Origin of the sequence: Pseudobacillus sp. FSL P4-0506, from assembly GCF_038003025.1 — a bacterium.
In the GTDB taxonomy this organism is placed as follows: Bacteria; Bacillota; Bacilli; order Bacillales; family Domibacillaceae; genus Pseudobacillus.
The window spans coordinates 4,276,229-4,299,290 of record NZ_JBBOOI010000001.1; the positions used below are offsets into that span (position 1 = coordinate 4,276,229).

Sequence of the window (23,062 nt, forward strand, 5' to 3'; positions counted from 1 at the left end):
CACCGTTTTCCTATACCCTTCCTAATTTTCCATAAACACAAAAAAACTGAACCAATAGATTGGCTCAGTTTTTTGAAGCGGGAACTTGCTGGTTATTTTCTGTTTCTCCTTGCGGCAATACTAATATTTCTACACGGCGGTTCTTTGTTCTGCCCGCTTCTGTTTCATTTGAAGCAATCGGCTGGTATTCACCGTATCCTTTTGCACTAAATAGGCGTGGATCAAGCTTGTTATTTTCTAATATGACTTTCATAAAGTTGACTGCTCTCATCGCACTCAACTCCCAGTTTGATTCAAACTCTGCTGTTTTGATCGGAATGTTGTCGGTATGTCCGCTAATAATAACCATGCGGGGCAAATCCATTTCTAACAGTCTAGAAATCTCTCTCGCTGCTTTTTTATCCTCTTCCCTAATTTCAGCTACACCCGAATTAAACAACACATTGTCCCGTATACGCAGCAAAAGACCTTCTCCACTTAACACTGTTTCTACTTTATTCTGCAGCTTATTATCTACGATATATTGATTAATTTTCTGCTGCATGTGAGCCAGTTCTTTCTTATCCTGTTCTTTTAATCCTGACAACTGTTTATCATTAGACTTACTTTGAGAAGTTGTTTCAGGCGGGGATAACTCCGGATAATCCATCACGCCTGTTCCTCCTTGAAAAGCCGTGTTAAATGCTTGGGAAACAAGCTGAAACTTTTTCGCGTCTACAGAACTCATTGCAAATAAAACGATAAATAAAGCGAGCAGCAGCGTCAACAAGTCAGCATAAGGCAAGAGCCACGATTCATCCATGTGTTCATGCTCTTGATGTTTCTTTCGCTTACCCATTTTGCTCGCCGCTTTCTTCAATTAGTTTCCGCTTTTCCTCTGCAGGCAAGTAAGAAGATAGCTTTTGCTCAAGCACTCGCGGAGCTTCGCCTTCCAAAATAGAGAGAACTCCTTCTATCATCATTTCTTTTACTTTTATTTCTTGTTTAGACTTCCGCTTTAACTTATTGGCGAACGGATGCCAAAGCACGTAACCGGTAAATATCCCTAATAGGGTTGCTACGAAAGCAGCTGAAATAGCATGTCCAAGCGTTTCTGTATCATTCATATTACCAAGAGCTGCAATTAAACCGATAACTGCTCCAAGTACCCCAAGTGTTGGTGCATACGTTCCTGCCTGAACAAACATGCTCGCCCCAGCATTATGCCGTTCTTCCATTGCAGAAAGCTCCTCATTCATCACATCACGAATATAATCCGCATTTTGTCCATCGACAGCTAAGCTCAATCCATTCTTCAAAAATGGTTCATCCACTTCATTCACCTTTGACTCAAGAGCAAGCAATCCTTCTTTTCTTGCAAGTTCTGCCCATCCAGTGAATTGCCGGATGACTTCTTGCGGAGACATGATTTCTCTATTCTTAAAAATAATGCCGAAAAGCTTAGGCAGCTTTTTTAATTCACTCGATGGAAAAGCGATCACAATAGTTGCGACAGTTCCAAGTAAAATGATTAAAAGTGCGGCCGGATTAATTAATACTGTTGGACTGACCCCTTTAAACACCATCCCTACCCCAACAGCGATAACACCAAGAATAATTCCTATAATTGTACTTTTATCCATTCTCATTCACCCTGTATTTTTATTTTTGTATATCTAATATCGGTTTAAAAAAAATTTTTTGTATTCATTTTCATAAGTATTTTGCAGGTAAAAAGACTTAATAAAAGAAAAAGAAAGTCGATACTATACATATATCGTATATTTTTGTCGAATATTTACAGGAAATGTTCTATTTTTTTGGCTATTACTAGATTTTTATTTATTATTCTAAAAACAAAGAAAGACGGTCTATAAAATGAAAACTTTATCAGAGTTTTATCAAGGCGACATCGTTCTTCTTTCCATCATCATTGGCATTTTTGGATCTTTTGTTACGTTAAATTTAAATGAACGGATTACTTCCTCTGGTGGTCAAAAGAGAAGTTCGTGGATATCTCTTGCTGCTATATCTATGGGCTTAACCGTCTGGTCCGTACACTTTATTGGCATGCTGGCTTTTTCCTTGCCAGTTGATGTTAATTATGACATCGGATTGGTTCTTCTATCAATGATCCCAGCGGCGGGAGCTTCGGGCATCGCTTTTTACACCCTCCATAACAGAGTAATAAAAACCAGAACTATTGTAATCGCTGGCCTTCTTATCGGTTTGTCCATTGCAGCTATGCATTATTTGGGAATGAGCGCGATGAAAATGCATGCGAGCATTTCTTATCAATTGCCTCTCGTCCTCTTGTCCATCGTCATAGCAGCCATGGTTTCCTATGCGTCACTATATATTTTTTATTCGCTTAACAAAAAGAAAAAACTTTCTTATAAATTGATCGCAAGCACAATAATGGGACTCGGGATTGCCAGTATGCATTACACTGGTATGAAAGCAGCCAACTTTTCAATGGCAAGCCACCTTACTAATAATGGCCATCATGTTGAACAGCCCATGCCGCTCATTCTTCTCGTTCTCTTTATGCTAGGCCTGCTCTTTATCTTTTTCCTAGCTATCGCTGTTTTTGATCAACAAACCGCCATGCGACTCGCTTATTATGATGACCTGACTGATTTGCCCAATCGTCGGAAACTTCAAGTGACCGCTGATTCTTATTTAAAGGAACAACAAAAATCAATCATGTTAATCATGCTGGATATTGATAACTTTATGTGGGTAAACGAAACGTTCGGGTTTACAAATGGCAACTTGCTAATGAAGGCTTTTTCCAATCGGCTTGAATTGCTCATCCCCGCTGAAGGATTATTAAGCCGAATGGAAGGAAACAAATTTACCGTACTTTTCATTGAAGAGTACACCGAACAGCAGGCGCTGGAAAAAGCAAAAAACTTGCTCAACAAGCTATCTGATCCGTTTGTGATTAATAGACATCCAGTTACCGTGACAGCCTCTGCCGGCATCTCTTTTGCTCCGGCCCATGGCATCACATTCGAACAGTTAAATGCCGCAGCGGAAAAAGCCTTATACTTTGCTAAACGGAATGGCAAAAATCAAATCGTCGTTTACACTCCGACAACGCATGATAACGAAAAAGAAAGGCAAATAGCTATGAGTTTTAGAGAAGCGCTGCAGAACAACGAATTTTACTTATGCTATCAGCCTAAATATAATGTGAAACAGAAAAAGATTATGAGCGCCGAAGTGCTTGTTCGCTGGACTAGCCCATTATTCGGCTTTGTTCCGCCTTCCATCTTCATTCCTATTGCTGAAAAAAATGGTTTTATTACTGAACTGACGGAGTGGATTTTAAATGAAGCATGCAGACAAATGAAAGAATGGAGAAACAATAACCACCCGCTTGAAAAGATAGCTGTAAATATTTCCGCTCCTATGTTTCTGTCTGATGCCTTACATCGAACAGTCACAAGCATATTGAAAAAATATAACTTAGATAGCAAACACTTGGAATTAGAAATTACTGAAACATCGATTATGGAAAATCTTGATACAGCAGTGAGTGTGATTGAGCGTCTGAAAGCTGATCGTATTTCTATTGCTCTTGACGATTTTGGTACGGGGGTTTCCTCACTGACTTACTTAAAGAAGTTGCCCATTCACTCATTAAAAATTGATAAGTCCTTTATTGATGATATTAATACTTCTCCGGAAGGAAAAGCACTCGTTCAAATGATCATTAATTTGGGAAAATTGTTTCGGCTGCATATTGTGGCAGAAGGAGTAGAAACAAAAGAACAGTTACAAACGCTTATTTCGTTAAATTGTGATGAGATACAAGGCTACAATATTAGCAAGCCATTAAAAGCACAGGAATTAGATGAATTCTTCAAAAAATTCCGCGCTGTATAAATAGAGAAAAACTGTGTAAAGAAAAAAGCCGGACTTAGGAAGTCCGGCTTTTTTCTTTAGATTATTGTGCTTGCTGGAGCTGAACCGCTGGCCCGAAGAATTCAAATTTAATTTGCTCTTCTGGAATGCCATTTTTGCTTAAATGTCCAATAACGGCTCCCATAAATGGCACTGGACCACAAACATAGCAGATGCTGTTTGAAGGAACAACTTCTTTTAAGAAGTCTACACTAATATGTCCTTCCACATCGCAAATGGTCTGCTCCTTCTTTTTCTCTCCGTATGCCACATATGCCCGAGCGTTTTCTAGTTCACTTACCAATTGTTTAGTATGCTCTTTAAAAGCATGTACTTCTTCGTTACGTGCAGCATGGATAAAGACGATTTCACGTTTGCTGTTGTTTGCTGCAAGTGTTTCAAGCATGCTCATTGTTGGAGTAATTCCAACTCCTCCACTGATTAATACAACTGGTGCCTTATTGTCTACATCAAGATAAAAGTCTCCGGCAGGTGCACTTACTTCTATGATGTCGTCTTTATTTACGTGATCATGCAAGTAGTTAGACGCTTTTCCTTCCGGCTGATGATCTGCCTCGCGTTTTACAGAGATACGATAGTACTCACCATTAGGGGCGGCTGATAAGCTGTACTGTCGATTAACAATATGTTCTTCACCAGGGATGTGAAGCTTGACAGTAATATATTGTCCTGGGTGGAAAGTTGGTAGCTGCACGCCATCCTTTGGCTTTAAGTAAAAAGACGTAATAAGAGAGCTTTCTTCTACTTTGTCTGCAACTTTAAATTCTTTAAAGTCTAACCAGCCTCCTGGCTGTTCACTTGCCTCATTGTACAGTTGGGCTTCTGTATCGATAAACACTTTTGCGATAGCCCCATATGCTTCTGCCCACGCATTGATAATGTCATCTGTCGCTGCGTCACCCAGAACTTCTTTAATTGCTTTTAATAAATATTCACCAACGATCGGATAATGCTCCGGTTTAATTGCCAAACTACGGTGTTTATGAGCAATTTGCTTAACGGCGGGAATCAACACTTCCAATTGGTCAATATATTTTGCTGCCGCATACACAGTATTGGCCAGTGCTGTTTGCTGACGGCCTTTTTCCTGATTGGCATGGTTGAATATATCCAAAAGTTCCGGATGGTCTTGAAACATTGTTCGATAAAAATGGGTAGTAATTTCCTTCCCTTTTACTTCAAGTACAGGAGCTGTAGATTTCACGATATCAATAGTTTTTTGGGATAGCATATTAAGCCCTCCAATAAGATAGTTTTAAAAGATGTATTTTAAATACATCTTATTTATAATCCTTTTTTGCGATCAAATCAACGCTTTTTGATTTGTGTAATAAAATGTTCACATTCTTTGATTCCTCACGTACCCGGATATATAATGAACATAAGACAAAGGTAGTGGTGAACACATGAAACTGACTCTCTATACTGATTATTCATTGCGCGTATTGATCTTTTTAGCTTCTAAGCGGGAAGATGAGCTATCGAATATTAAAGAGATAGCAGAAGCTTATCAAATCTCGAAAAACCACTTAATGAAAGTGACCCATGAGCTGGGCAAGCTCGGGCTGATTAAAACTATCCGTGGACGCAATGGCGGCATCCGACTTGCTCTTCCGCCAGAAGAGATTAATATCGGTAAAGTGGTCCGCCAAACAGAAGATGATTTTCATTTGGTGGAATGCTTTAATCCCGAAGCGAATCGCTGTACGATCACCTCAGTATGCGGTTTGAAACACGTCCTCTTTCAGGCCTTGCAAGCATATCTCTCTGTACTTGACCGCTACACGCTGAAAGACCTGGCAGCCAATCCGGAAGCCCTGCGCAGCTTACTGTTAAAAAACCCCGAAGACTAGACTTACATCTTCGGGGCTTTATCAGTATCTTTTCCATATTTAAATGACACAAACACAAATAATAAAAAACTAAACAATAAAATGGAGCCGCCCACGATATAACATACTGTCGTAAAAGCTTCGGGCAACCCAAAAGGCTTTATATGGTACAACCACATACCTGCTGTCAGCCCAATGGCACCGATTATTGCGCTCCATACATGCACGCCTGCAAGCTTGGAACTTCTCGGCACCGCGTACATCCGATAGAAAGCAGCAAAAGCGAACAAGCTTAGCCAGCCAACAACGAGTATATGAGCATGGATCGGCCGGAAAGCATAAGAACCTGCACCTGCCATATGAGAGCCCATCATCGCCCCAATGAAACCAAAAATAGCCGCCGTTCGCACGAGCAAAACGTGATAAGACACCTATTCTCCCCCTCTTTCCTGACACTCCTGTCGCCTATATTATAACGAACACCTTTTTAAAAAGAAAATTTCCCTATAAGAACATAAAAACAATTTTTTCAGCCTAAAATTTTGTCTCTCCTTTCATTCTTGTTACAATAGAATATATTCACTATTCTGATTAAAAAGGAGAATACATATGTCAAACTTCGAGCAAACGCTAGAAAAGTATGCCGAGTTAGCAGTAAAAGTAGGGGTCAACATTCAAAAAGACCAAACGCTTGTTATTAACACATCTATCGACTCCGCCCAACTTGTTCGATTAATTGTAAGAAAAGCGTATGAAGCAGGCGCAAAAAATGTACAGGTAAATTGGGATGATGATACAGTCTCCCGCTTGAGGTATGATTTGGCTCCAGAGGAAGCGTTCACAGAGTTTCCCAAATGGCGCGTTCAAATGCTTGAACAATTGGCAGAAGAGGGCGCGGCATTTATGTCTATCGTTTCCTCCAGCCCCGACCTATTAAAAGGAGTCCATCCTGAGCGCATTGCCAACTTCCAAAAAGCAGCCGGACAGGCAATGAAAAAATACCGTCAATATATTCAATCTGACAAAGTTAGCTGGACTGTTATCGCTGCTCCTTCACAAGCATGGGCAGAAAAAGTCTTCCCTCACCTTCCAAAGGAAGAGCAAGTCCCCGCTCTCTGGGAAGCAATTTTCAAAGCCGTCCGTGCCGATACAGACAACCCTGTCCAGGCCTGGAAAACACACGACGAAACGTTGCATAAGAAAGTAGATTATCTAAACGAGAAGCGCTTTAAAAAGCTCCATTACACTGCACCAGGAACGGATTTAACGATTGAACTTCCTGATGGACACCTCTGGGTCGGAGCCGGCAGCATCAATGAAAAAGGCCATGAGTTTATGGCCAATATGCCAACAGAAGAAGTGTTTACTGTTCCTCATAAAACAGGTGTGGATGGCTATGTGTCAAGTACAAAACCATTAAGCTATGGCGGTAACATTATTAACAACTTTAAAGTTACTTTTGAAAATGGGCGCATTACTGACGTACAAGCAGAGGAAGGCGAAGAAGTGTTAAAAAAATTGGTAGAAACAGATGAAGGCTCTCATTACCTTGGCGAAATCGCCCTCGTTCCTCATCAATCACCTATTTCGGAATCGAATGTTCTCTTTTACAATACACTTTTTGATGAAAATGCCTCTAACCATTTAGCTATTGGCAGTGCTTACGCCTTTTGTATTGAAGGCGGTAAATCGATGTCACAGGAAGAATTGGAACAGCACGGGCTAAATACGAGTATTACTCATGTTGACTTTATGATTGGCTCAGAAAACATGAATATTGACGGAATTAAAGAAAATGGAGAAAGCGAGCCGATCTTCCGAAACGGAAATTGGGCAGAAGGCATTTAATATAAAAGGCTGTTCCCTGGCATCGACGAGGAACAGCCTTTTTTGCCTATTGTTCATTCATTAATGTCTAACACTGTATGAAGCTTTAGAGGCTAAATTGGTTTAAGCGATGATAATAATCAATAAGAAAATCATAAAATAGCTTTTCGGAAGGCGGCAAAGTGCGGACCTTCGTTGCTATGACTCCGACCGTTCTCATTACTTGCGGTACGCCGACAGGCAAGCTAACTGTTCCAGAGGGAGTTTGTTCAACGAGCAATGTTTCCGGAAGCAGGCTGACTCCCAATCCTGCTTCTACCAACCCTTTAATCGTATATACATCTTCGCTTTCAAAACCGACCTTGGGCTCGAAATTCACCTGCCGGCATGCTTCAATAACGAGCTTTCTCATGTCGTAGCCGGTGCGGAATAAAACGAATTGATCATCCATCAGTTCCCGCAAGTTAATCCTTTCTTTTTTTGCTAACCTATGATGACTAGGAAGCAGGACTCTCATGCTCTCAGAGAAAAAAACTTGGGTAGAAATCTCGGGTGTGCTTTCCGGTACTGGAGAAACAAAGGCAAAATCAATTTCTCCTCTCTCCACCAGATCCCGTAGCTCTTTATTCGACCCTTGATGAAAATCAAAACCAATATCAGAGTACTGACTTCGAAAAGCAGAAATTACGCGCGGCAATGTCGTTGTAGCTAAAGAGGTAGGAAATCCAAGCCGAATTTTTCCGACTTCTGGGTTAAGATAATTATCTATAGCCGCGATGGCCCGATCAATTTCATTCATAGCGGTTTCCATATGCTGCAAAAAAATTTTTCCTGCATAAGTCAGCTTGACGTTCCGCCCTTCACGCAAAAACAGCTCCACTCCAAGTTCATCTTCCAACTTAGCAATTTGCCGGCTGACTGCGGATTGAGCCACATGCAAGCGGTGAGCTGCTTCTGTAACATGCTCCTCTTTTGCCACTTCCATAAAATATTTGATTTGCCGAAGCTCCATTCTGCCCCCACCTTTTCAGCCGTTTCTGTTGTTCTGTTTTATTTATTTTACCATGATATCTTTTTATAAGTAGAAAAAACGGACCGATAACAGTCCGTTCAATGGAAGCTTCTATTTATTTTTCATCACGCTGTAAAGAACGGCTTTTTGAGCATGCATCCGATTTTCGGCCTGCTGGAACACGACGGATGCTTCCCCGTCCATTACCTCGCCTGAAACTTCTTCGCCACGGTGGGCTGGCAAGCAATGCATAAATTTGCATTCCGGATTGGCAAGGGCCATAAGCTGTTCGTTCACTTGATAAGGAGCAAATGCTTTTAAACGGGCTTCTGCTTCATCCTCTTGCCCCATGCTCGTCCATACATCCGTGTAGATAAAATCGGCTCCTTTTACTGCTTCCTGTGGGTTTTCAACAAATTCTAGCTTCGCTCCTGTCTGCTCGCTAATCCCTTTAGCCATTTCTATTATTTGCGGTGCTGCTTCGTAGCCCGCTGGTGTGGCTAATGTAAAATCCATGCCCACCATGACAGAACCGATCATCAATGAATGGGCAACATTATTCCCATCTCCAACATACACCATTTTCAGCCCTTTAAATTTCCCCTTTATTTCATATACAGTCAAAAGATCGGCAAGCGCTTGACATGGGTGATACAAATCAGTTAAACCGTTAATGACTGGAATATTTGCCGCTTCGGCAAGTGCTTCAATTCTTGAATGGCTATGTGTACGGATCATGATGCCATCTAAATAACCCGATAACACCTTTCCAGTATCTTCGATTGTTTCTCCGCGTCCGATTTGCATATCATTCGAGCTTAAAAACATCGCATGGCCACCAAGCTGAATCATCGCCGCTTCAAAGGAAACACGAGTCCGTGTGGAATGCTTTTCAAATATCATTCCGAGCAGCTGGCCTTTTAAAGCTTCCAAATAGTTTTCCTTATTCTTTTTCATGTCATCTGCTAAATAAATAAGTGTCTCGATTAATTCTGGCGTATAATCTGCAAGCTTTAATAAATCTTTCCCCTTTAACACCTGGCTATTCTTTATATCCGTCACTATCATTCTCTTCACCTCATAGATATTATTTTTATTTACAGATCCATTCTTTATTTATAATCTTATTTAATATTTATACATTAAAACTAATTAAAATACAACCATAATTTCTGAATTATCCTATTTTTTAAGAAAACAACAGATTTTCGCTCACATAGGGTATACTACGTGTATGAAATCATTAGCGAGGTGCTGTATATGAGAGAAAAAAGACCTATGAAAGACACGTTATCTATTAAAACCAGTTACGTCCTTCCTCCTGACACAAATCATCACGGCACTTTGTTTGGCGGCAAACTAATGGCTTATATAGACGATATTGCTTCCATCTCAGCGACAAAATTGGCTAGAAAGGCAGTAGTCACCGCTTCGACAGACTCTGTTGATTTTCTTAAGCCAATTGGCGTGGGAGATGCAGTAACCCTCGAAGCCATGGTAACTTATACAGGCACAACTAGCATGGAAGTGTTCGTGAAAGTTTTATCAGAAAATCTAATGACAGGGGAAAAAGAAGTAGCTGCTATTTCTTTTTTAACCTTTGTAGCTCTCGATGAATCAGGACGGCCGTCCTCCATTCCTGAGGTGGTACCTGAGACGGATGAAGAAAAATGGCTGAATGAAACAGCAGCCAATCGAGCAAGCCATCGAAAGGCCCGCAAAAAATATAGCAAAGAGCTTGTGGAGTTTTTTTCGTCTGCAGGAAAATAGACGGACTATATGGAAGAAAATTGAGAAAGCCGCTCTCATTCAGCGGCTTTTTAGTTTACAAAAATTAAGATTTGTTAACAGTGAAATTTGTTTTTTTCCTTTTTATACAGCTAATAGTTATCTTTATAGCAGAAAAACATTGTAACAATCGAAGTCACATTGTAACATTCTTTTTTTCCTTATTTTGTCCCCTATACATGGAGAATTGTTCATCCTTATACTTATGGAAGAAACTTAAGAGGATTGCCATTTGGAGGAATGATCATGTTTGGACAAATTGAAATCGGAATAGATTTAGGGACAGCCAATTTGCTCGTTTACAGTAAAGATAAAGGGATTATTGTTAATGAACCGTCCGTGGTAGCTATCGACGCTGAGACGAGAAAAGTGCTTGCTATTGGCACAGAAGCTAAAAATATGATTGGGAAAACTCCGGGAAGGATTATTGCAACTCGCCCAATGAAGGATGGTGTAATTGCGGATTTTGATATTACCTCTGAAATGCTTAAAGGATTAATGAAAAAAGCTAGCAAAGTATTAGGGTTCAATATTCGTAAGCCAAGCGTCGTCGTCTGTACTCCTTCTGGTGCAACTTCTGTCGAAAAGAGAGCCATTCAGGATGCAGTAAAAAGCAGTGGGGCCAAGTCTGTTCATTTAATTGAAGAGCCTGTCGCTGCTGCTATTGGAGCAGATCTGCCCGTAGAAGAACCAATTGCCAATCTGATCGTCGATATTGGCGGCGGTACAACCGAGGTAGCTATCATTTCTTATGGAGGCGTTGTTTCCTGTAATTCCATCCGTATCGGCGGCGATAAACTCGACGAAGACATCATACAATACGTACGCAAGCAGTATAACCTCCTTATCGGTGAACGGACAGCAGAAAAAATAAAAATGGAAATTGGCTACGCTTTAGTTGATCATAAAGAACTTGTAATGGACGTACGCGGTCGTGATCTCGTTACCGGCTTGCCAAAAACAATTGAAGTAAGCTCTTATGAAATTCAAAAAGCTATTAAAGAATCTTTGCTAGCCATTTTAGAAACGATCCGCGTTACTTTAGAAAACTCTCCACCTGAGTTAAGCGGTGATATTGTAGACAGGGGCGTAGTCATTAGCGGCGGCGGCTCCTTGTTGAATGGCATGCAAGATTGGCTTAGTGAAGAAATTATCGTTCCTGTTCACTTAGCTCCAAACCCACTAGAGTCTGTTGCCATTGGTACCGGACGCTCGCTCCATGTAATGAAGAGCCTGCAGAAAGTAACGGGCTAAAATTACATATCTATGCACAAAAAAGCAGCCGTTCAAGCGGCTGCTTCAGACTGTAGACAAACTCAATGAAATTCTAGAGTTTGTCTACAGTCCTTTTTATTTTGCTTGTGAATGGGGGCTGTTGATTTCCATTCCAGGCGCTTCGCTTTCCGCGGGGCGGGCGGTGAGCCTCCTCGCCGCGAAAGCGCCTGCGGGGTCTCACCTGTCCCGCTGATCCCGCAGGAGTCTTTGCGCCATTCATTTCAATCAACAGGGGTTACAAAGTTAGAGTAGCCGTACAACCATACCTGTTTTAAAATAAATAGATCAAACACTTGAGGTGAGAAAGATGCTTTCGAAAAACAATCCAATCCAACGGAATCAAATAGAAATGATCGCTCTAGACCAGCTTGTACCAGAGAATCACCTGGTCCGTAAAATGGAGGCAGCGATGGATTTCTCTTTTATTTATGACTTGGTGGAAGGATTGTATGCGGAAGTGGGCCGCCCAAGCATTGATCCAATTATTTTAATTAAACTAACATTTATCCAATATGCCTTTGGCATTCGATCCATGCGCAAGACGATCGAGGAAGTGGAAACGAATATGGCCTACCGCTGGTTTCTCGGTTATGGATTCCATGATAAAGTGCCGCATTTCTCTACCTTCGGTAAGAACTACGAGCGTCGCTTTAAAGATACCGACCTGTTTGAACAGATCTTCTATCGTATCTTAAAAATAGCTGCCGAGAAAAAGCTCATTAGTGCGGAGCACGTTTTTGTGGATTCCACTCATGTAAAAGCTAGCGCGAATAAGCGTAAATTTGAAAAGAAAATGGTTCGCAAAGAAACACGCGCGTATCAGGAACGCCTCCAAGAAGAGATTAATCAGGACCGAGAGGATCATGGAAAAAAGCCGTTCCCGCCAGATAAGTTCGATAAAGAAGAAACAAAAGAAATCAAGGAAAGTACAACCGATCCGGACAGTGGCTACTACGTTAAAGACGAACGAACCAAACAATTTGCCTATTCCTTTCACGCGGCCGCAGACCGTAAGGGATTCGTAATTGGCACAATGGTCACACCAGGCAACACACATGACAGCCAAATCTTAGAGCCGTTAATGGAGAAAGTGATAGAAAAGGTAGGAAAACCTAAAGCTGTTGGTGCAGACGGAGCTTACAAAACACCTGCCATTGCCAGTTATTTAATGGAAAACGGCATGACACCTGCTTTGCCTTATACACGGCCGCGCACAAAAGAGGGCTTCTTCAGAAAGCATGACTATGTGTACGATGAACATTTTGACTGTTACCTTTGTCCGGCAGGGGAAGTATTGAATTACTCAACGACGAATAAGGAAGGCTATCGTGAATACAGATCACCCAAACAGGTTTGTACCTCCTGCCCTTTTTTAGCTAAATGCACGAAAAGCAGAAATCATCAAAAAGTGGTGACACGCCATATTTGGCAGAAATATATGGAAGAGGCCGACCATCTTCGCCACCACGAAGAAGTTAAAGCGATTTATGCGGAGCGAAAAGAAACGATTGAGCGTGTATTCGCAGATGCAAAAGAAAAGCATGGCATGCGTTGGACAACGTTAAGGGGACTTAAAAAATTGTCGATGCAAGCGATGCTTACTTTCGCTGCCATGAATCTCAAGAAAATGGCCAGCTGGACTTGGCGAGAACCAGAAATGGCTTAAATGATGACCTCGGAGAGGTCTATCTTTCTCTCGAATGGCTTTAAAACTACCGAAAAATCAAAAGGGGTTCGGAATAAGACTATTCCGAACCCCTTTTGTCGACAAACTGAAGCAGCCGTTCAAGCGGCTGCTTTTCATTTAATTTAGTAAGGCCGGTCCTGATAAGAATAATTAGGTGCTTGGATTGAGTTATCGTATTCTTTGTGAAAAATATGAACAGCAGCTGGAGACATCGGCGGAATTAACCAGGTCCAATCACCTGTCACTGGCCTACCTTCCCGATCTTCGTTTTGTTCAAAAGTTTTAAATTGCTGCGCGGCTGTATGATGATCTACAACACTTACCCCCGCCTGCTGGAACGAATGAAGAACAGCTGTATTCAACTCAAGTAGCGCCCGGTCTTTCCATAAAGAAGCGGCTCGATGAATATCCAATTCCAGCCGTTCCGCAATAACTGGAAGCTGATTGTAACGAAACTCATCAGCTAAGTTGCGTGCGCCAATTTCCGTTCCCATATACCAGCCGTTAAAAGGAGCTGTTTTGTATTCAATGCCTCCTATTTCCAGCTTCATATCCGAAATAATTGGAACAGCATACCACTTTAATTGCAGCTCAGCAAACCAATCATATATCGGATGAATAAGGCTTACTTCCTTTATGAGCTTCTTATCGATTTCTTGCAGCTTAGGCGGTTGCTTGCCTATTTGTACAATCCAGGGCAGGATATCAAAATTAGTTCCTTCCCCTCGCCAGCCAAACTTATGGCACATAGAGGTCAGTTCAATAGAAGCAGGATCTCCCTTTATTCCCGTCTCTGTTTTATACCCCGCATATCTAATTAACTGATGGTTCCAAATGCGAATGTCTTCCCGATGGGGTGAAGACGGACGAAAAACTGTAATAGTCGGACGAATTTTCCCTTGATTTGTCGCATATTCTACATGACGGCTGAGGGCTTCGAATATCTCTTTTTCTGTTTTAGCTTCTCGTTTATCGAACACGTGCAGCGTTTGCCAGAATAGCCGTCCGATGCAGCGATTACTATTGCGCCAGGCCATTTTCGCTCCATAGCTCAGTTCTTCATAAGTTTGAGTATAACTTTCTGTTCCCTCAATTTCTGTTTTGATCTCGTACAGCCGCGCTTTTATCTCTTCATCCGATTTGCCTAATTCCCGATAACAAACTGTGATAAATTCTTTTGCTTGCTTCCATAACTGTTTATTCATCTATTTCCCGTCCTGTAAGTAGCATTTACTCACAGTATATCATTGTTCTATTTTCGGCTTTGTGACAATTTGCGGAAATCAACTGCTGGAAAGCTGTTTCGGTCGGACTCTTCCATTCCTACGCAATTGCGGCACAGCAATCCCGATCAATATGAGCACAATGCCAGCCCCCTGTTCACCGGTTAAATGTTCACCCACAATGAACATAGCGCCAATCATCGCTGCAGGCAACTCTGCAGCACCTAAAATAGTGGCCATTCCTGAGTCAACATACGGGGTACCGAGCGCAAAGAGAACAACCGGTACAAGAACGCCCAACAGTCCGACAAGCAAACCATATTTCCACAAGCCCCCAGTCATCGTCCCATCTATTACAAAAGCTGGCGATACAAATAAACAAGCCGTTACCAGCCCACCAATAGAAATAACAAAGCTTTTTTGAATAGCCGGTACTTCTTTTCCTGTTTTTCCGCTAAAGAAAATGAACAATGCGAACGTTAAAGCGGCAAGGAAACCAGAAATAAAGCCCTTTGAATGGTCTGCCCAGTTGATTCCCTCTGAAGAAATTCCGGCGGCGAGCAGCGTTCCTGCCCATAAAAGGACAGCCGAGATGATCTTTGTGACAGATGGAAATGCCTTTAAATAAACGGATTCAATGAGAATCCCCATCCAAGTAAATTGAAAAAGCAGAACAATGGCGATTGAAGCCGATAGCTCTTGAATACTTGTTGCATAAAATACGCCTGTCAAACTTAATAAAACGCCGAGCCCAAGCAATGGTACTATTTGCTTAACCTGTAATTTTATGCGTTTGGTTATCATGAAAGGGATGATCATCAGCAAAAGTCCAAAGATATATTGTGAACCGGTCATCTGGCCAGCCGGGTATCCCGCATTCGTTGCCAGCTTGACGATTGAAGCTTGAAAACCATAACTGCATGCCCCTGCCAAAATAAATAATGAATAACGAAGCTGATTCAACCTGACTCCTCCTTTATCTCATAAAAGTATATCCCGCCTCCTTCTGTTCGACAATCCTCTGGGAATATTCAAAATTTTCTATTGACTAAATCCTCTTAAAGAGATATGATATGTTCAATTATCTTACTAATTGTATATAGGTATATTTCTTATCAAGAGAAGCTGAGGGGACTGGCCCTATGAAGCTTCAGCAACCAGCCGCTAGCGGGCCTAGGTGCTAAATCCAGCAAACTGTCTAATCAGTTTGAGAGATAAGAAGGATCAGACATTGACAATGTAAAGCCTTCTTAATTTAAGAAGGCTTTTTCTTATGATTAGAATAAAGTTACGGAAAGGAAGAACCACATGAAATTATTAGACCGGCTGCAAAACGAAGTGCTGACAGCTGATGGAGCCATGGGCACTCTCCTCTATTCCTACGGCATCGATTTTTGTTACGAGGAACTTAATATAGAAAAGCCAGAAATCATTGAAAAAATCCATCGCGAATATATAAAAGCAGGCGCGGATGTAATCCAAACGAATACATATAGCGCCAATGCTCTAAAGCTTGCAAGATATGGAATGGAGGACCGTGTACGGGAATTAAATAAAGCAGCCGTGCGGATAGCAAAAAAGGCGGCTTTCTCTGAAGAGCGCTTCGTACTCGGGACCATCGGCGGCATCCGTGGAATCCGTAAAAGCAGCGCCTCCCTTGCCGACATTGAAGCGGCCTTTCAGCAGCAGGCAGAAGCCATCTTACTGGAAGAACCTGATGGCTTCCTTTTAGAAACGTATTATGACTTTGAAGAATTAACGACCGTTTTACAACTGCTTCGTCAACTTACAGATCTGCCAATTATTTCTCAAGTATCCATGCATGAACCTGGCATTCTACAAAACGGACTCTCGTTAAATCAGGCGTTCAATCAGCTCGAATCCCTCGGGGCAAACATTGTCGGCGTTAACTGCCGCCTCGGCCCTTATCATACAATCCAAGCATTTGAAGAGGTGACACTGCCTGAAAAAGCCTTTTTATCAGCCTATCCGAATGCAAGCCTTCTCGATGTAGAAGACGGCCGTATCGTCTATGAATCAGAGGCTGATTATTTTGGCCAGGCAGCCGTTCACCTTCGCAATGAAGGGGTCCGTCTTATTGGAGGCTGCTGCGGCACCACACCCAAACATATTGAGGCGGCCAAAAAAGCATTAGCTGGCCTTGCACCAATTACAGAGAAAAAGGTAATCGCCAGAAAGCCCATTATTATTAAAGAACCGACTCCTCCAGTGTTACCGCCGCTCCATGAGCAGGTAAAAAAAGAACGGACGATTATTGTGGAGCTTGATACTCCTAAACACTTGGATACTGCTGCTTATATTAAAGGAGCCACAGCCTTGCAGCAAACTGGCATGGCGGCTATTACAATGGCTGATAACTCGCTTGCTTCTCCACGTATCAGCAACTTAGCAATGGGCTCCCTGCTCAAAATGCAGCATCACATTCGCCCGCTTGTTCATATTACGTGCCGGGATCGGAATTTAATCGGCTTGCAGTCTCATCTTATGGGCTTGCATGCTCTAGGTCTTCACGATGTGCTGGCTATTACCGGTGATCCGACGAAAGTTGGCGATTTCCCGGGTGCTACTTCTGTTTACGACGTTTCAAGCATGGAGCTTATCCAATTAATTAAGCAACTGAATGAAGGAATTTCTTTTTCTGGAAAACCATTAAAACAAAAAGCTAATTTCTCCGTTGCAGCTGCATTTAACCCAAATGTACGTGTGCTCGACCGGGCGGTGAAACGTTTAGAGAAAAAAATTGAGTGCGGAGCCGATTACTTTATTACACAGCCTATTTTTACAAAAGAAAAAATTATTGAAGTATATGAAGCAACAAAGCATTTATCGACTCCGATTTTCCTCGGTATCATGCCGTTGACAAGCTCAAGAAATGCTGAATTCCTTCATCATGAAGTGCCTGGCATTAAACTATCAGACGAAACGCTTGCTAGAATGAAGGCCTATGAGCATGATAAAGAAACAGCAGCGCTTGAGGGCGTCAAGATTGCCAAGGAATTAATCGATACAGCGGCCAAGCTGTTTAATGGTATCTATATTATTACTCCATTTATGCGTTATGAAATGTCCATTGAATTGATCCGTTACATCGAAGAGTTAGATAGAAAAATGAATGAAAGAGGGATCACTCATGTCGAAACAATATCCAATTGAAAAAGAACTGGAAAAACGTATTCTTTTTTTAGATGGCGCAATGGGTACAATGCTACAACAAGCTAATTTAACAGAGGAAGACTTCGGCGGTGAAGAATATGATGGCTGCAATGAGTATTTAAACATTACCGCGCCTCATGTAATCGAAAAAGTTCACCGGGATTATTTAGCAGCAGGCACCGATATCATTGAAACAAATTCATTTGGCGGCACGGCTCTCGTGTTAAATGAATATAACCTCGGTGATAAGGCTTATGAGATTAACAAGCGGGCAGCCGAAATTGCCCGTAAGTGCGCGGATGAATTTTCTACGCCTGATCATCCACGTTATGTGGCAGGTGCTATCGGTCCGACAACGAAAACATTGTCTGTCACAGGCGGAATAGATTTTGACACATTGAGCAGAGACTTTGAATTGCAGGCGACAGCACTCATTGATGGCGGCTGCGATGTTATATTAATGGAAACGAGCCAGGACATGCTGAACGTAAAAGCCGGTGTGCTTGGTATTCAACGTGCTTTTGAAGCTACTGGAAAAAAGCTTCCCATCATGATTTCTGGAACGATCGAACCGATGGGCACCACACTCGCAGGGCAAAACATCGAAGCCTTCTACATTTCTATCGAGCACGTTCATCCGCTATCCGTCGGCTTAAACTGTGCAACTGGTCCAGAATTTATGACGGATCATATCCGTTCGCTTTCTGCCTTATCTCAAAGCTTTGTGAGCTGTTATCCTAACGCTGGGCTTCCGGATGAAAATGGCTGCTATCATGAATCACCTGCGTCCCTTGCGGCCAAGATTAAAGGCTTTGCCGAAAAGGGATGGCTAAATATTGTCGGCGGTTGTTGTGGAACTACACCGGATCATATTCGCGCAATGAGGGCTGCTATTGAAAATATCCCTCCACGCAGACGTCCGGAACAGCCTCATGAACATGTTGTTTCCGGAATTGAGCCCCTTCATTATGATGATTCCATGAGGCCATTATTTATCGGGGAACGGACAAATGTCATTGGTTCCCGTAAATTCAAACGATTGATCATTGAGGGCAAATATGAAGAAGCGGCAGAGATCGCTCGCGCCCAAGTAAAGGGCGGCGCTCATGTCATTGATATTTGTCTTGCCAATCCTGATCGTGATGAACTTGAAGATATGGAAGCCTTTATGCAAGAAGTCGTGAAAAAGGTGAAAGTGCCGCTCGTCATTGACTCAACGGATGAAGCAGTTATTGAAAAAGCCTTGAAATACTCACAGGGAAAAGCAATCATCAACTCCATCAACTTAGAAGACGGTGAAGAGCGCTTCGATGCTGTCCTTCCACTTGTAAAACAATATGGAGCAGCCGTTGTAGTGGGTACGATTGATGAAACGGGTATGGCCGTGACCCGCGAACGTAAACTGGAAGTAGCCGAGCGTTCCTATGACCTGCTCGTCAATAAATGGGGTCTTCCGCCTGAAGACATTATTTTTGATCCGCTCGTCTTCCCCGTGGGAACAGGAGATGAACAATACATCGGTTCAGCCGAAGAAACAGTGGAAGGCATCCGGCTAATTAAAGAAAAAATGCCCAGATCTTTAACCGTTCTTGGTGTCAGCAACGTATCATTCGGCCTCCCGCCTGTTGGCCGTGAAGTGTTGAATGCCGTTTATCTATATCACTGCACGCAAGCTGGACTCGATTACGCCATCGTAAATACTGAGAAGCTGGAGAGATTTGCTTCCATTCCAAAAGAAGAAATAACGATGGCAGAGAAGCTTCTTTTTGAAACGAATGATGAAACGCTAGCAGTCTTTACTGACTTTTACCGTGATAAAAAGAAAGAGAAGAAAGAGGAAGATATTCCGAAGACAGTAGAAGGCCGGCTTAGCTATTATGTCGTGGAGGGCACAAAGGAAGGCTTAATCCCTGACTTGGAACAAGCCTTGACGATGTTCGATACACCGCTTGATATTATTAATGGTCCATTAATGGAAGGAATGGCGGAAGTTGGCCGGTTATTTAACGATAACCAGCTTATCGTAGCGGAAGTGCTGCAGAGCGCTGAGGTCATGAAAGCCGCTGTTGCCTTTTTAGAGCCTTATATGGAGAAAAAAGAAAACGACAACGGGAAAGGAAAAGTTGTACTTGCTACAGTAAAAGGTGATGTTCACGATATTGGTAAAAACCTTGTCGACATTATTTTAAGCAACAATGGTTTTAAGGTCGTCGATTTAGGCATTAAAGTGACACCTGCTGAATTGATTGAAGCGATAAAACGAGAAAATCCTGATATGGTTGGACTTTCCGGCCTACTCGTTAAATCGGCCCAGCAAATGGTTATTACAGCCCAGGATATGAAAGCTGCGAACATTGATTTGCCAATCTTAGTTGGCGGAGCGGCACTTTCCCGCCGCTTCACAGAAACAAAAATTTCACCGGAATATGAAGGACCAGTTCTATACGCCAAGGATGCGATGGATGGGCTGGCTATTGCCGGACGTCTGCAAAACACTGAAGAAAAAACAGAGCTCTTAAATGAACTGAAGGAAAAGCAAGAAAAACGCAAGGAAGTAGAAGCTTACCGGGAAACGATGAAGCCATCTTCATCTGTGGCTGTATTGGAAAAGCCAAAGAAAACAGTTCGCCAGGATGTTCCTGTTTACGTGCCGCGTGACTTGCAGAAACGCCTTCAGCGTGACTACCCTGTTGCTCACTTAGAGCCTTATGTTAATATCCAAACATTAATTGGCCATCACCTTGGGTTAAAAGGCAAAGTAGAAAAACTGCTCGCTGAGCAAGACGAAAGAGCAATTGCTTTGAAAGAAACGGTGGACAGCTTTCTGCAATCCGGCCGTTTAAAAACAGCCAGCGTCTATCAATTCTTCCCTGCCCAGTCTGATGGAAATGACGTTATTATTTATGATCCTGCTGACAGCAAAACAGAGATTGAACGCTTCACATTCCCTCGCCAGCAAAAAGAACCGTTCCTTTGTCTGGCTGATTATTTAAAATCCGTGGATAGCGGCGAAATGGATTATGTTGGATTCTTCGTTGTGAGTGCCGGATTTGGTGTTCGGGAACAATCAGTTGAGTTAAAGGAAAAAGGCGAGTTTCTCCAAAGCCATGCTCTTCAAGCGACAGCTTTAGAACTGGCAGAAGGATTTGCTGAGCGGATTCACCAAGAAATGCGTGACCAATGGGGCTTCCCGGATGCTGTTGATTTTACGATGAAAGAACGCTTTGCCGCCAAGTACCAAGGACAGCGTTTCTCCTTTGGCTATCCAGCTTGTCCAAACTTGGACGACCAGACAAAGCTCTTTAAGCTTCTACAGCCTGAAGAAATCGGCGTCCGCTTAACCGAGGGATGCATGATGGAACCAGAAGCTTCTGTTTCTGCTATCGTCTTTGCTCATCCTGATGCTCGATACTTTAATGTTAACTAAATAAGCAAAGAGCACCTTCGCTATGAGGTGCTCTTTATTTATTATTAAATAAACGTTAAACATTATTTTTGTAGATAGTACATAACAGAGTAAGCAATCATGCGGTGTCCTGTTGGACTCTGGTGACATCCCCCCTCAGTTCATCAGCTAGCCCACTTTCACCAAACACGACATCTGTTTCTCCACGGTCTCTAGCAATGGCATAATCAGTTGGTAATTTCATTTGTATAGAGAAATTCAACTGCTTGGGCATAAATTGTTCTATGTATCTCAAACTAATACAGAAAACCATAAATGCGGACAAAAAGACTGTCCTATTAACTTCTCTCAGTTAAACAGCTAATAAAAAATTAGCTTCTGCACGTTTAGTTCTCCTTCAAACTCGCCTTTTATAGACATGAAAGGACTTTCACAAAAAGAATAAAGTCCCCTCCCAGCCATTGTCTGTTTCATTTTTCCAATGTTGTTTTCCCTGCAGCAGTTGCTTGTCATTTTGCAAGCTTAGCATTAAGCGCATTGTTGACAAAACGATAAATTACCTCTGCTCCCTGTGGAGTAAGATGAGTGCCAGATGAATCAATCCATCCTGAATCGATTAAATTCCGGTCGGTTATTCCCTTCATTGATCTCGTCATTATGTCGTAGTTATCAATTAAAGTAACCTTCTTTTCTTTGGCTACCTTTCTGACGATCGCGTTATATGAATTATGCCATTGTCTGGCCCCTTTATATTTAGCATAAAGCCTCTGGTCATATCGGGAGTAATAATACCCATTCTGTCCATTCCCTTGGATAACAGGTATAGTTGTCATTAAAATCACTTCGATTTTGCGTGCTTTTAACGCATCAGTAAAATATTTTAAGTTGCTTTCAAATCGGGCCTTCGATACACGCGGCTGCCCTTTGGCATTTAAAACCGCATCATTGGTTCCAAACATAATAATGACTGCTTTTGGCTTTTTATTTAATACATCTATAGAAAAACGTTTCCGGCCATTTTCCGTTGTATTGCCGCCAATACCTGAGTTAATGACTGTGCGGGTTTGTTGTAGCTTCGTTACCCATTTACTTTTTTCATCATACTTATTGATTTTCCAATTTGTTCCTTGCGTATTGCTATCTCCGAACGCTACAATTACCTGCTTCGCTGAAGAAGGACGTTGTTGTTTTGCCGCTACAGCAGAAATGGGAATCAAGTTAGCCGTGATGAAAAAAAGCAAGACCAACCACCTAACCCATAGTTGTGTTTGTTTCCTTTTCAAGTTTCTTCCTCCATTTCCTTCATATAGTACACCATCGCTCCATTATACTATGCTTTTCGCACCGGTCAACTCTCCTTACAGTCTCTCCTTGATAAAGCCTTCTCTTGCATCTTCACAGAATGAGATTCTTCTTTTGCCGCTATTCTATTCAGCTATTGGTTGTATAAGCAGGCGCTCCTGAGCCACATTAATAATAAAGGAGATGATTAAATGAAGAAAAAAGATCCAGAAAAGACGCCGCTCATCCCTGCCAAACCAGAAATGAATCTTCATACTGATGCAAGTGAATATCTTCCCGGTGAATCTGTGGATGAGCACGGGAATCTTGAAGTAGCCAACGAAATGATTGGCCTTAAAGAGATCGGCCAACAGCATAACAATCTTTAATACCTATACTCATTCTCACAATCATCTGCTTAGAAGCTCTTCAATCAAAAAGCCAGCCGTTCATTTTTTATGAACAGCTGGCTGAAAAGTCGTGATATCCCTTTTCTTACTTAACATTCCCATTACTCACCAACAAGTCGCCCTTGATTAAACGATTAACTGTAGAGAATTACTTATGATTATGCTGAACTGCTCTCAAACAAAGGAGCTTGTCAGTAATACATAGCATTAAACATTTAGATCAGTAGCGATTACA

18 protein-coding genes and 1 riboswitch are annotated in these 23,062 nt (G+C 42.0%); of the genes, 9 read left to right on the forward strand and 9 right to left on the reverse strand.

Translation table 11 applies throughout. The annotated features are described in order from the left end of the window. Positions 1 to 64: 64 nt before the first annotated feature. Together motB and motA are read right to left on the reverse strand one after the other, a co-directional pair. Positions 65 to 838: a flagellar motor protein MotB gene (gene motB / locus MKZ02_RS21535; protein ID WP_340856183.1), complete on the reverse strand. Its 774-nt coding sequence runs from the start codon at positions 836 to 838 to the stop codon at positions 65 to 67. Next, complete coding sequence (motA, locus tag MKZ02_RS21540) at positions 831 to 1,622, reverse strand: flagellar motor stator protein MotA (RefSeq protein ID WP_120036350.1); 792 nt, start codon at positions 1,620 to 1,622, stop codon at positions 831 to 833. The genes motB and motA overlap by 8 nt, the downstream gene beginning before the upstream one ends. Before the next feature lie 235 nt (positions 1,623 to 1,857). On the opposite strand from motA, the gene MKZ02_RS21545 reads away from it, so the two are divergent. Continuing rightward, complete coding sequence (locus tag MKZ02_RS21545) at positions 1,858 to 3,873, forward strand: bifunctional diguanylate cyclase/phosphodiesterase (protein ID WP_120036349.1); 2,016 nt, start codon at positions 1,858 to 1,860, stop codon at positions 3,871 to 3,873. A 61-nt stretch (positions 3,874 to 3,934) separates the two neighbouring features. Here MKZ02_RS21545 and hmpA read toward each other — a convergent pair whose 3' ends face one another. Beyond that, positions 3,935 to 5,143 (reverse strand): NO-inducible flavohemoprotein, encoded by a 1,209-nt coding sequence (gene hmpA / locus MKZ02_RS21550; RefSeq protein ID WP_340856186.1) that lies wholly within the window; start codon positions 5,141 to 5,143, stop codon positions 3,935 to 3,937. Positions 5,144 to 5,318: 175 nt separating this feature from the next. On the opposite strand from hmpA, the gene MKZ02_RS21555 reads away from it, so the two are divergent. Then, entirely contained in the window at positions 5,319 to 5,765 is a 447-nt protein-coding gene (locus MKZ02_RS21555; protein ID WP_340856188.1) for an RrF2 family transcriptional regulator, read from the forward strand. 2 nt (positions 5,766 to 5,767) lie between these two features. Here MKZ02_RS21555 and MKZ02_RS21560 read toward each other — a convergent pair whose 3' ends face one another. Further along, complete coding sequence (locus MKZ02_RS21560) at positions 5,768 to 6,175, reverse strand: hypothetical protein (protein WP_120036346.1); 408 nt, start codon at positions 6,173 to 6,175, stop codon at positions 5,768 to 5,770. Positions 6,176 to 6,353: 178 nt separating this feature from the next. Between MKZ02_RS21560 and MKZ02_RS21565 the strand changes: the two genes are divergently transcribed. Further along, a complete protein-coding gene (locus tag MKZ02_RS21565) occupies positions 6,354 to 7,592 on the forward strand; it encodes an aminopeptidase (RefSeq protein WP_340856190.1) in 1,239 nt (412 codons plus the stop codon). A gap of 85 nt (positions 7,593 to 7,677) precedes the next feature. On the opposite strand, the gene MKZ02_RS21570 is transcribed toward MKZ02_RS21565, so the two are convergent. Together MKZ02_RS21570 and argF are read right to left on the reverse strand one after the other, a co-directional pair. After that, a complete protein-coding gene (locus tag MKZ02_RS21570) occupies positions 7,678 to 8,583 on the reverse strand; it encodes a LysR family transcriptional regulator (RefSeq protein WP_120036344.1) in 906 nt (301 codons plus the stop codon). Positions 8,584 to 8,694: 111 nt separating this feature from the next. Then, entirely contained in the window at positions 8,695 to 9,651 is a 957-nt protein-coding gene (gene argF, locus MKZ02_RS21575) for an ornithine carbamoyltransferase (protein ID WP_340856193.1), read from the reverse strand. Positions 9,652 to 9,843: 192 nt separating this feature from the next. Between argF and MKZ02_RS21580 the strand changes: the two genes are divergently transcribed. The 3 genes from MKZ02_RS21580 to MKZ02_RS21590 all read left to right on the forward strand — a co-directional run bounded on the left by MKZ02_RS21580 (position 9,844) and on the right by MKZ02_RS21590 (position 13,312). Then, the gene (locus MKZ02_RS21580; RefSeq protein ID WP_120038124.1) at positions 9,844 to 10,353 is read left to right on the forward strand and encodes an acyl-CoA thioesterase; all 510 of its coding nucleotides are present in this window, start codon (positions 9,844 to 9,846) and stop codon (positions 10,351 to 10,353) included. A gap of 264 nt (positions 10,354 to 10,617) precedes the next feature. Further along, positions 10,618 to 11,625, forward strand: coding sequence for a rod-share determining protein MreBH (mreBH, locus tag MKZ02_RS21585; RefSeq protein ID WP_120036342.1), 1,008 nt, complete (start codon positions 10,618 to 10,620; stop codon positions 11,623 to 11,625). A gap of 328 nt (positions 11,626 to 11,953) precedes the next feature. Next, complete coding sequence (locus MKZ02_RS21590) at positions 11,954 to 13,312, forward strand: IS1182 family transposase (protein WP_340851863.1); 1,359 nt, start codon at positions 11,954 to 11,956, stop codon at positions 13,310 to 13,312. Between the two features lie 143 nt (positions 13,313 to 13,455). Here MKZ02_RS21590 and MKZ02_RS21595 read toward each other — a convergent pair whose 3' ends face one another. Both MKZ02_RS21595 and MKZ02_RS21600 read right to left on the reverse strand, forming a co-directional pair. Further along, positions 13,456 to 14,538 carry a nitric oxide synthase oxygenase gene (locus tag MKZ02_RS21595; RefSeq protein ID WP_340856195.1) on the reverse strand — a complete coding sequence of 361 codons (1,083 nt, stop codon included), beginning with the start codon at positions 14,536 to 14,538 and terminating at the stop codon, positions 13,456 to 13,458. 78 nt (positions 14,539 to 14,616) lie between these two features. Beyond that, a complete protein-coding gene (locus MKZ02_RS21600) occupies positions 14,617 to 15,519 on the reverse strand; it encodes a DMT family transporter (protein ID WP_340856197.1) in 903 nt (300 codons plus the stop codon). A 146-nt stretch (positions 15,520 to 15,665) separates the two neighbouring features. Next, positions 15,666 to 15,777, forward strand: a riboswitch (SAM riboswitch). Positions 15,778 to 15,864: 87 nt separating this feature from the next. On the opposite strand from MKZ02_RS21600, the gene MKZ02_RS21605 reads away from it, so the two are divergent. Continuing rightward, on the forward strand, positions 15,865 to 17,730 hold the full coding sequence (locus MKZ02_RS21605) for a bifunctional homocysteine S-methyltransferase/methylenetetrahydrofolate reductase (RefSeq protein WP_340856198.1): 1,866 nt from the start codon (positions 15,865 to 15,867) through the stop codon (positions 17,728 to 17,730). Beyond that, entirely contained in the window at positions 17,708 to 21,157 is a 3,450-nt protein-coding gene (gene metH, locus MKZ02_RS21610; RefSeq protein WP_340856200.1) for a methionine synthase, read from the forward strand. Before MKZ02_RS21605 ends, metH begins: the two co-directional genes overlap by 23 nt. A 488-nt stretch (positions 21,158 to 21,645) precedes the next feature. Here the strand turns inward: metH and MKZ02_RS21615 are convergent, their stop codons facing one another. Next, the gene (locus MKZ02_RS21615; RefSeq protein WP_259455702.1) at positions 21,646 to 22,419 is read right to left on the reverse strand and encodes an SGNH/GDSL hydrolase family protein; all 774 of its coding nucleotides are present in this window, start codon (positions 22,417 to 22,419) and stop codon (positions 21,646 to 21,648) included. 210 nt (positions 22,420 to 22,629) lie between these two features. On the opposite strand from MKZ02_RS21615, the gene MKZ02_RS21620 reads away from it, so the two are divergent. After that, positions 22,630 to 22,806 (forward strand): hypothetical protein, encoded by a 177-nt coding sequence (locus tag MKZ02_RS21620; RefSeq protein ID WP_182917093.1) that lies wholly within the window; start codon positions 22,630 to 22,632, stop codon positions 22,804 to 22,806. Positions 22,807 to 23,062: the final 256 nt, after the last annotated feature.